This window comes from Acidiplasma aeolicum (genome assembly GCF_001402945.1).
Classification (GTDB): Archaea; Thermoplasmatota; Thermoplasmata; order Thermoplasmatales; family Thermoplasmataceae; genus Acidiplasma; species Acidiplasma aeolicum.
Map to the genome: position 1 here is coordinate 1 of NZ_LKBG01000251.1, position 10,199 is coordinate 10,199.

The window sequence follows — 10,199 nt, forward strand, 5'->3', positions numbered from 1 at the left end:
AGTAATAAATATTATATCTTATTTATATTAATAATTATATAATGGATTTACAAAAAATTATTGTGCAGGTACCAATTAATTATGTGATAATATCGATGTCGGACAGATTAGGAGAGTGGTATGTGCCAAAATTTGGCCCCATTCGTATAAGGGCCTTAATAGGATTAACATTTTACCCATATACATTAATGGTTGGGTCCCTTGTATTCCTTGGCAGTCTATTTTCCAAAAATATTCACATAATGAGGTCCTTTTATCTTTTTATAACATTTTTAATCTGTCTCGGTGTTTCTGCACACTGCTTTGACTCCTCCGCTAAACACTCACCAGGTCCATGGTCAGATTATTTTTCAAGAAAATTTATGATAATTATCGGGTTTACATCACTGTTCGCAGGTCTTTCATTTTCCTTTTATTTCGCCTTATTTATTGTTCACTCATTAATAGTGGCTGGCGCCATTGAAATATTCTTTCTATTTTCATATAACCTTGAACTTTTTAATGGGTTTTTTCATAATAATATATTTCTTGCATTTTCAACAGGTTCCATGCCCATTGTATCAGGATACCTAATTCAAGGTGGGACCAATATTATAATGATAATTTTAATGCTTGCACTTGGTTACTCTCTACTTCAGGTACAGATACAGGCCTCCAGACCATATAGATCATTAATCAGGGGAGAATTTATTGATCCTGTAATGCTTGCCAAATATTATGAAAATATATTGAAATCTGTTGTTATTTTTTCTTTACTGTTTGGGCTGCTCATAGCAATATCCGTCACCGGATTTTAAGGCCATGCAGCATTATTAAATTATTCCATAATACATGGTTATTTTCAGCCTCACTGGAATTCAGAGCTTTTATGATATTTTATTTGTTCACATTTATGATGGAAGAACCTTCGAATCCATGTTAGTTCCAACAAATTTTAATGTTTACTGGTTATTATTTTAACATTAATTTAATAAGAATATTTATATAATTCAATGCCATAATAATTCATGGATGACATAGAAACTGGTAATATGAATGATGTAAATGATGTTATTATAGTTACATCTGATTATGTTCCCGGATATAAGATTACAAAGGTTCTCGAAACAACATGGGGGTTAACGGTCAGAAGCAGGGGACTTGGCGGTAACATAATGGCAAGCCTCAGGTCACTTGGCGGCGGTGAAATAAAGGAGTATGTAAAATTGCTTAACGATGCAAGGGAAACGGCATTTAACAGATTAAAGGAATCCGCCAAAAACCTTGGCGCGAATGCCGTAATAAACATGAGATTTGACACATCGGATATGGCACAAATGATGACTGAAATAGTTGCATATGGCACAGCAGTCATTGTTGAAAAAGTTTCATCATCAGAAAATGTGAGTTTATCATAGTGCTATTTTTTGAGCTTAATTTGGGCATCCTAATTTTTTATTTATTAAATCCTGTTTTATAATAAATGTCATTTTATTTAATGTCAGGAGGGTATTTTTCAACGGTATTGACTTGCGGTAAAACATAAACCAGAAAAAAATATTCATTTAACCTCCATGTGTTTATAAACATAAAGTCCAATTATAAACATTGAAATGGCGTAAATTACCATTGAGATTATTGCCTGATCAAAATTTAAAAGGTTATAATTCTCCTGGACTATTTGAATAAAGGTTGCATATGTAAAATATTTTGTAGATCCAATGGCTTTTGTTACTGCATTGGCATCCACATACAATAGTGCATTGACATTCATGGAATTGATCTGTAAAATTCCGTCAATGACAGGCATGGCAATAAAAAACAGGAAAAATGAGCCAACAAGAACAAAACGATCCATCCTTATAAGGCTGCTGAGTAGAAATATAATTGACATTGCACTTAAAATTATAAGCATGGATACAAAATAGCCTTTAATAAGTGTGACGGGTACAGTTTTAAAGTTAAAATAGGATTCTGCAGCCAAAAATAAAAAGAAGGATAATACAGCCATGGCTGCCAGGGTTGTTGCGGCCAGATACCTTCCAATAAAGATGCTGCTTCTTTTTACAGGCAACGAAAGTATATACTGCCCGGAATTTGTTGTAAAATCATTGGAAATGGCAAAACTGCCCATGAATGTGGCTGTCCAGCAAACAAAGAAATATGCAAAACCTGCAAACGTTGCAGAGAATGCTGTGCCATTTGGCCATAGTGCCTTTAAATTACTAATTTGAGATATTCTATATGCTATAAAGGCCAGAATTGCCGCATCAACAATAACCATCTCAAGCATAATTCTTGATCTTGAGGCAAAATGCATGTAATCCTTATAGAAAATTTTCATGTGAGAAAATTCAGATTTCATTTTAAACCACCACCAGCATATTTAAAAAATGCATTTTCAAGCTCCTCAGGCCCAATTCTGTTCCCACCCATCATATTTATAATCTTGGCTGTTTCATTATTTGCAATTACCCTGCCATTATTAATTATAATAATTCTATCGCACGTTTCACTTACCTCATACATGAGATGTGAACTCATAAATATGAGGCTTGTTTTTTTAATCTCATTTAAAATATTCCTTAACTCCCTGGATTCAATGGGGTCAAGCCCATCAGACGGTTCATCCAGAAGTATTATCTCTGGGTTTCCCATTAATGCAGCCAGTATCATTACCTTTCTTTTATTCCCCTTTGAGAGTTTCCCAATTCTAATGTCCATATTGTCTAAATGAAATCTTTTAGAAAATACATCCATATATTCTCTGATATCTGATTTATCTAATTCCTTAATAGAACCCACAATGTATAAAAATTCCTTAATACTGTAATATTTATATGGCTCAGGATCAGATATGAGTGCTGAAATATTTTTTAGGGCCCTTACCGGGTTTTCATGCACATTTATGCCATTAATAAAAACAGATCCTGATGTTGGATGGATTAAATTTACAAATAATTTCATTGTAGTGGTTTTGCCGGCACCATTTGTACCAAGATATCCAACCATACCAGGCCCCCTGATTTCCATATCATGCAATTGCAGGGTAAACCCTTTACTCATAACCTTTGTTAGGTTGATAGTTTTTATTTTCATAAACATATATATTTTCTGGGCCTATGAAACTATTGCTGGGTTCAAACTTTGAACCCATGTTAATATTTATACACACATAAGGTATAATGTTTTAAAAACTCCATGTAATCAGGTGAGATATTGTCCAATGAAAAAATTAATGATATAATTACACAAAATATCAATTCAGCGAAGACCAGAATAGTGAGCTTTGAGAAATATATGATTGGGAGATCGTGGGGACTCTTTTTTGTATATTTTTCAGCCGTTATATTCCTCTATGCCTTTTTTGAATCACTGATTTCATATATTATAATGCCTGCATATGCAGGCCCAATAAATTTTCTTGTGGACACTGCATCTCTTATCATGGCATTGCTGTACTGGTTCCACATTTTTGGGGAAACACAAAGGCTGCTGGACTTAAAATATAATAGAAATGATGGAATTAAAAAAAGCTTCTGGAAAAATATAACAGTAATTTTCATATTTATTTACATTTTCTCAAATGTTTTATTCTCCTATATTCCGGTAAAATATGGTAATATTATTGAACTTATTATTCAATGTATTATATTTGTTATAATAGATTTTATTATGATAAGATCCATTAAATACACATTATCAGAAATTCCGGCCATGGTATATGCGGTTTTTATTTCATTCATCCTTATTGCAGTAATACCATTAATTATTAATTTTACCGGAATTTCAATGGTATTTAATGTCTATTTATTTTATTATACCTCCTATGCCATCATTGTATTAATCTGGCTGTCCGCAGGTATAGGCATGCTATACAGCGCACCCGATTATCTGGGGGTTGTCAATGGACAATAATATTCAGAAGGAGTTAACAGACCTATTAAGGCAGATATCTGTTGAAATCAGCAATACACCAATGGATTCATCATCAAGGTTAATAATTATAATGGCACTGGCTGTAAGCAAGAGAATGAAGCTTTCTGACCTAATGAAGGTCACCGGCTGTGGAAAGGGAAGCATTGAAAATCATATTTCAAAGCTGGAGTCTTATGGCTTCATTAAAACTGAAAAGATATCTTTTTTTAAATCTCCAAGGGTATATGCAGAACTGACAGACAGCGGTAAAAAATTTTATGAAAATTATTTGCAGTTAGTTGGAAAATTCCTAAAAGACTCTGAAAGTAAGGAAGGCCATACTTAATTTCATTCTCCCATGGTTGGGTGCAGTTAATAATAATCCATACATTTAAGCATTCCCTGAAAGGCTTTATTACGGTTATTTTTCTGGAATTATGCAATTAAATTGAAAATGATAAAAATAGTGTTCAATGCATAATATTTTACTTATGCATCATTCTATTTAAGTTAACATTAGCCAAATGGAATATAGGAAAAATAATTTAGAATCCATGCAAAGTAAAAAATTATCATTAAGGAAACCATAAAGACGAAGAAGTAACTTTATGAAAAATGGAAAAAATAATAACATATCCTACCATAAAATGTTTTATATATTTAGTTGTAATCAAATTATGATAATTATGTTACAACAATTTATTAACAGAAAATATGAGTTAAAATTTCTCAATGATAAATATAATGAAAATAAAAAAGAGCTCATAATTATTTACGGCAGGAGAAGAATAGGTAAAACAATGCTGATCAAAAAATTTGTTGAGAATAAAAAATACATATATCATTTATGCACCCTGGATAGTATGGATGAAAATTTAAACTCATTAAAAAATAAGTTTGCAGAAATTACAGGAAAGGATTATTTTATTGATTTAAGATCAAATTTTTATGAACTGTTTAAGTATTTTATAAATGAAATAAAATCAGATAAGGTAATAATTGTTCTTGATGAATTTCCAAATTTAATAGAGTTAAATCATGGTATTGTGTCAATAATGCAGAAAATATTTGATGAATTAATGGACAACACAATGCTGTATATTATATTATCAGGTTCAAGCATAGGCATGATGGAGGATGAATTATTAAGCTATAAATCGCCATTATATGGAAGGAGAACAGGCAGCATAGAACTTACAGGTTTTAATATAAGAAATATAAAATACTTTTATAATTCCAATATGGAGGATTTAATAAAAATAAATGCTGTATTTGGAAGTATACCATTTTATCTTTCCTTAATAGATAGGGACAAAAGCGTTGAGGAAAATATAAAAAATAAGATATTAAAAAAGGGTGAGATATTATACGAGGAGCCGAAAATATTATTAAAGGAGGAATTTAGGGAGCCAAGGATATATGAATTAATTTTAAGGTATATTTCCATGGGACATAATACATATGGTGAAATCGTTAATGCAACGCATCTTGATAAGGGAAATATATCAAAATATTTGGAAACATTGATCTCTGTTAGGCTTGTCAATTATACATTGCCATTAAATCAGAAACGTCGGGGTATTTACGAAATAAATGATTATTTTCTAAATTTTTATTATAAATTTGTTTATCCTAATTTATCTGATCTGGAAATAAATAATGTTGATGAGGTCATGGAAATAATTAAAAAAAATATTAATACATATTATGGCCATGCATTTGAAAGAATAATTATTGACATGATAAGAAATAATATAATAAAATTGCCGTTTAAAATTATGTATGTAAAAAGATTCTGGTATAAGGATATAGAAATAGACGCCATAGCAGGAAATGACGAAACAGATGAAATGGCCTTTATTGAGTGCAAATTTAGTGATAATGTTGACGGAATTAAAGTTTTCAATGATTTAAAATACAAATCATTAAAGGTTGATTATAAAAGGAATAGGGAATATTTTATTATTATAGCGAAATCATTTAAAACAAAGAGCGAGTATGCGATTAATATTGATTTCAATATTTTAAATACATATTTATAATTATTATCAAATTATAAAGTTTCAGCTAAATTAATTTTGGAATCCGAAAATTCGTAGAACCACATCTCATTTGTATGGCACGCCGGTGAACCACTCAGTATTCCTGTGAGTTTTTATGATGAGGCCTTTCAAATTATAGAATCACACAATAAATTTAATATTAAAATTTATCATAGAATACAGGCAAATGGAACATTGATAAGCAAAAAATGGATATCCTTTTTCAAAAAATGGAGTGTAAACATTGGCATTAGTATGGATCCACCGGGATTCATCCATGATAAATACCGAATGGATCGCCCTGGTAATGGTACATTTAATCTTGTTTTAAGGGGGAATTAATCTGCTAAATAGCGAAAATTATCAATTTCATGCCATAACAGCATTAACTCCGGAAGCCCGTAATTATCCTGATACTATCTGGAAGTTTTATGTATTAAATGGAATAAAAAATGTATCCCTTAATCCTGTAAGGATAGATGGGTCAAATCGCGTAATTAACCTTAACTCAGGAATATCATATGAGAAATTTAAAAATTTTATTTATAAAATTTTAACAATAAGGGAAAATTCGGGGGTGGACATCTTTCTAAGATGGGAGGACACAGAAAGAGCAGTTATTGAAAATGGAATTGAAACAGAACGTGATGCAGGCAAACCACTTCAGATAATTACAATAGATGCTGCAGGTAATTTATCCGCATTTACATCGGTTCTGGCAACCGTAACCCCATGCAAATTATGGGCGTTTATATTTGCAAATATAATGAATATTAAATCACTAAATGATGTTATAACAAATCAAAAATTAGTAAAAATAAAAAATGAAATTGATTTGGGAAAAACCGTGTGCAAAAATACGTGCGATGATTTAAGTGTATGTGGAGGAGACCCTGCAATGAAATTATGTGAGAATAATACCTTTGCAGGCACAGAAACAACAGAATGCAGGCCTGCTATAAAGGTCAGAACGGATGCCTTACTGGAATATCTTGAGACATTGCCATATAAATAGTTCCTTTATGAGAAAATATCACCTGGAATTTACTGACATTATTTATAAGAAACAAATCTAATTGGTTTTTATATGTGAAAATAAATTTAATACAACCTATTATTTTAATTATTAATTGACCGGTCAATTAACTTTAAATATTTCAATATAATATTGTGCTGTGAAAAATATGGAACAAATACACATAATACCTGAATTTGCCTATGATTTTCATGGGCACAGATGTCCGTATATGCCACTGGGTTTTATGGCTGGAGAGTATGCAATGAGGCTTCTTGGAGTAGAAAGGGAAAGGGATCACAAAACCTTCCTATTTTCAGAAATGGGTGATGAGCACTTGCAGGGCTGCTTTAACGACGGATTGCAGGCTGCAACGGGATGCACATACGGAAAACAGATATTTAAGCTGATGAATTACGGCAAGGCCGCAGCAATATTATACAAACCTGAAAAGGGGGCTGTACGTGTAATAGTAAACGATGATATACTTAAGGATCTTGAAAAATTCAAATTTTTTGAGTACCGTTATAAGGGCTATGAACCATCGGAAATACCTCTGGATGTATCTAATGAGGTTATAGATTATTTAACATCAATACCTGATGAGAAACTGTTTAGATATGAGTTTTTAAAAGATTTTACATACACTCCATTAAAGAAAACATCAAAGAAAATAGAATGCGACGACTGCCACGAGCTTGTATTTGAGAATTATATAAAAATCTGGAAGAATAAAAAGCTTTGCACAACATGCTATGAAAAAGAAAGAAGATGATAATTTATGACGATTTTATATATTTTTATTCTTTTTATTACCTGGCTTTTATCGGCATTATTTGCCATTGCAGGTGTTGGTGCTGCAAATACGCTTATACCAGTATATTATTCGCTGGGGATACCATTTTCAATAGCGGCCGCTGCCGGCTTACTTCTTAATGTTTTTTCATTATCCTCATCAACTGCAAATAACGGCAGAAAAAAAAGGATAAACTGGAAGCTTGGGACAATGTTTTTAATACCTGCGGTTATAATGGCGCCTGTAGGGGCATACATAGGAATACATACACCAAAGCATATATTATTATGGATATTTGTTGCATTTCTTGCATATACGCTTTATAATCTTATAAAAATGAAAAAAGCAGTTAATGAGGAATCAAAATTTAAGGGCGTGAAAGGGCTTTACCTTGGAATATCTGTTGGCGCACTTGCAGGATTCCTTGGAGGTCTTCTTGGTGTAGGCGGCGGCATGATTATACTTCCTGTGTTAACATTTATAGAAACTGATTTCAAGAAAATATCTGGAACTGCAGGATATATAGCACTTTTTAGTTCTGCCAGCGGATTCTTATCATATTTATCGTTGCTTCATGGCGTTAACTACTTGCTATGGATAATCGTCCTTGTTGGGGGCATATTGGGTGGCTTTACCGGATCTTTCCTGATGAATAAATTTAAAAGCAGTACAGTAAAGGGCATAATAATAGTGATAATCACATTTGTTATGATAAAGGTCGTTTTGACCATTATTGGATTAAAATTTTAATTCCATATCAATTCCTTTTAATTTTTCCCGCATGGCAATCTAAAACAGGAAGTCCATTTAACATGCCCATAAAGCATATATAACATAAAGGGAAATGAAGTAATATAAATGTAATTATTTATGAGGATCATAAACTCCCAAATGAAAAAGTGCTCGTTAAAAAAATAAACAGGAAAATATTTAAATGTTCAAGTATCTAGCAAATAAAAATCAGTGGGTTATATCCAGAAAGTTTAAGCATCCAAGAAGTGATAAATTCTAAGGGTGCTTTAACATATTTGGCAGAAATCCTGACCCTGAAAGTTTAGAATTTAATATGAATTAATTATTATTTGAATAATTCCTCCCTTATTACCCTATCACGTTTAAATTCTATAAAGAAATAATATAGCATAAATAATATTAGGATTATAATCACACCTATATCAAGGGCTTCCTTTGGCATTCCGTATATGAAAAGAACTAATAATATTATGGCAACTATAACTGTATATGGATATAAAGGTGTTTTAAACGTTCCAGATTTTTTTATTCTTCTAAAATGTATTACTGCAAAGCTTGATACAAGATATGATAGTAAAAGCCCAAAATTGCTTATTGCTGCTATTATATACACATTGCCGGAGAAAAGCATTACAATTCCTATTACTGAGGAAATTATAACACCATTGACAGACACATCTTTTTTTGAATTAAATTTTCTGAAGAATTTTGGAAGGAGCTTATTTTCACCAATCTGGTAAAGCACTCTGGATGATGTCATTATCATTGCAAGCGTTGCCGAAGTTGTTGCTATTAAGGCACCTATTGTTACAATAAAGTAAAGATAATACGGTGCATGTACATAACTTAATGCAAATGCTAATGGATCCGCAGATACAGTATACTTTGAGGCCGGAACCATTAATATTAATGCAACAACGACTAATATATAGAATATCATGCTTATTACAACTGATAATACTATTGCCTTTGCTGCCTTGTTTGCACCGCCGTTAACATCTGATGTTAATGTAGATATTGACTGAAATCCAGAATATGCAAAAAATACAGCTATGCTTGCAGAGAATATCGCATAAACATTATCCTTGGAGGGTGGAACTGTAAAATTTGATACATTTAATGTTTTTGTTGAATATGCAAGCACAACTGCGGAAATAACAAAAATTGTCAGTATTCCGAGCTTTATCATTACAAGATAAAAATCTGCACTTGCAGCCTTTTTAATTCCAATAATATTTAAAATTGATAATACAAATATTAAAATAATTGCAAAAATAATGGGGTAATAACCAGAATGAAGGCCTGTTAGGATTCCAAGATATGAACCAAAGCCCAGGGCTATTGCCGCAATTGCTGTGGAGAAACTAAAATATAAGAGAATTCCGGTTATAAAACCCATCTCGCTGCCGAATGCCTCAAAAATAAATGAAAATGAGGCCCCCTTTGCATGCGGCATTATGGATCCGAGCTCACCGAATTCCATGGCTATTATTATTGCAAGAACACCAACAAGGGCAAAAGCAATTAATGCATTGGCACCTGCCAAGGCTATTGTTGTTCCACTTAAGACAAATATGCCTGCGCCTATAATTGCACCGAGGCCAACTGCAGTTGCAACAGGTACACTTATTAATTTTTGATCCTTTATATTATCACCCAATCAAATATTTATTGTATATTTAATTAATAATATTAA

General features: G+C 32.0%; 12 protein-coding genes. 9 read left to right on the plus strand and 3 right to left on the minus strand.

Annotated features, from left to right (window positions below; genetic code table 11):
* Nucleotides 1–62: 62 nt before the first annotated feature.
* Both AOG54_RS07160 and AOG54_RS07165 read left to right on the plus strand, forming a co-directional pair.
* Complete coding sequence (locus AOG54_RS07160) at nucleotides 63–797, plus strand: hypothetical protein (RefSeq protein WP_156318714.1); 735 nt, start codon at nucleotides 63–65, stop codon at nucleotides 795–797.
* Between the two features lie 210 nt (nucleotides 798–1,007).
* On the plus strand, nucleotides 1,008–1,397 hold the full coding sequence (locus tag AOG54_RS07165; protein WP_236688948.1) for a YbjQ family protein: 390 nt from the start codon (nucleotides 1,008–1,010) through the stop codon (nucleotides 1,395–1,397).
* Nucleotides 1,398–1,540: 143 nt separating this feature from the next.
* Here AOG54_RS07165 and AOG54_RS07170 read toward each other — a convergent pair whose 3' ends face one another.
* Both AOG54_RS07170 and AOG54_RS07175 read right to left on the minus strand, forming a co-directional pair.
* A complete protein-coding gene (locus tag AOG54_RS07170) occupies nucleotides 1,541–2,344 on the minus strand; it encodes an ABC transporter permease subunit (RefSeq protein ID WP_048102335.1) in 804 nt (267 codons plus the stop codon).
* Nucleotides 2,341–3,078 (minus strand): ABC transporter ATP-binding protein, encoded by a 738-nt coding sequence (locus AOG54_RS07175; protein ID WP_162200878.1) that lies wholly within the window; start codon nucleotides 3,076–3,078, stop codon nucleotides 2,341–2,343. Before AOG54_RS07175 ends, AOG54_RS07170 begins: the two co-directional genes overlap by 4 nt.
* Nucleotides 3,079–3,198: 120 nt before the next feature.
* On the opposite strand from AOG54_RS07175, the gene AOG54_RS07180 reads away from it, so the two are divergent.
* The 7 genes from AOG54_RS07180 (at nucleotide 3,199) to AOG54_RS07210 (ending at nucleotide 8,500) form a co-directional block, all read left to right on the plus strand.
* The gene (locus AOG54_RS07180; protein ID WP_156318715.1) at nucleotides 3,199–3,897 is read left to right on the plus strand and encodes a hypothetical protein; all 699 of its coding nucleotides are present in this window, start codon (nucleotides 3,199–3,201) and stop codon (nucleotides 3,895–3,897) included.
* Entirely contained in the window at nucleotides 3,887–4,243 is a 357-nt protein-coding gene (locus AOG54_RS07185) for a MarR family winged helix-turn-helix transcriptional regulator (RefSeq protein WP_055032566.1), read from the plus strand. The genes AOG54_RS07180 and AOG54_RS07185 overlap by 11 nt, the downstream gene beginning before the upstream one ends.
* Nucleotides 4,244–4,574: 331 nt before the next feature.
* Nucleotides 4,575–5,939 carry an ATP-binding protein gene (locus tag AOG54_RS07190; protein ID WP_236692476.1) on the plus strand — a complete coding sequence of 455 codons (1,365 nt, stop codon included), beginning with the start codon at nucleotides 4,575–4,577 and terminating at the stop codon, nucleotides 5,937–5,939.
* Between the two features lie 105 nt (nucleotides 5,940–6,044).
* Nucleotides 6,045–6,281 carry a hypothetical protein gene (locus tag AOG54_RS07195; protein WP_055032567.1) on the plus strand — a complete coding sequence of 79 codons (237 nt, stop codon included), beginning with the start codon at nucleotides 6,045–6,047 and terminating at the stop codon, nucleotides 6,279–6,281.
* Nucleotides 6,282–6,516: 235 nt separating this feature from the next.
* A complete protein-coding gene (locus AOG54_RS07200; protein WP_055032568.1) occupies nucleotides 6,517–6,954 on the plus strand; it encodes a hypothetical protein in 438 nt (145 codons plus the stop codon).
* A 169-nt stretch (nucleotides 6,955–7,123) separates the two neighbouring features.
* Nucleotides 7,124–7,729 carry an FmdE family protein gene (locus AOG54_RS07205; RefSeq protein WP_055032569.1) on the plus strand — a complete coding sequence of 202 codons (606 nt, stop codon included), beginning with the start codon at nucleotides 7,124–7,126 and terminating at the stop codon, nucleotides 7,727–7,729.
* 6 nt (nucleotides 7,730–7,735) lie between these two features.
* Nucleotides 7,736–8,500, plus strand: a complete 765-nt coding sequence (locus tag AOG54_RS07210) for a sulfite exporter TauE/SafE family protein (RefSeq protein ID WP_055032570.1) — start codon at nucleotides 7,736–7,738, stop codon at nucleotides 8,498–8,500.
* Between the two features lie 328 nt (nucleotides 8,501–8,828).
* On the opposite strand, the gene AOG54_RS07215 is transcribed toward AOG54_RS07210, so the two are convergent.
* Nucleotides 8,829–10,163, minus strand: a complete 1,335-nt coding sequence (locus AOG54_RS07215) for an APC family permease (RefSeq protein ID WP_236692477.1) — start codon at nucleotides 10,161–10,163, stop codon at nucleotides 8,829–8,831.
* Nucleotides 10,164–10,199 lie beyond the last annotated feature (36 nt).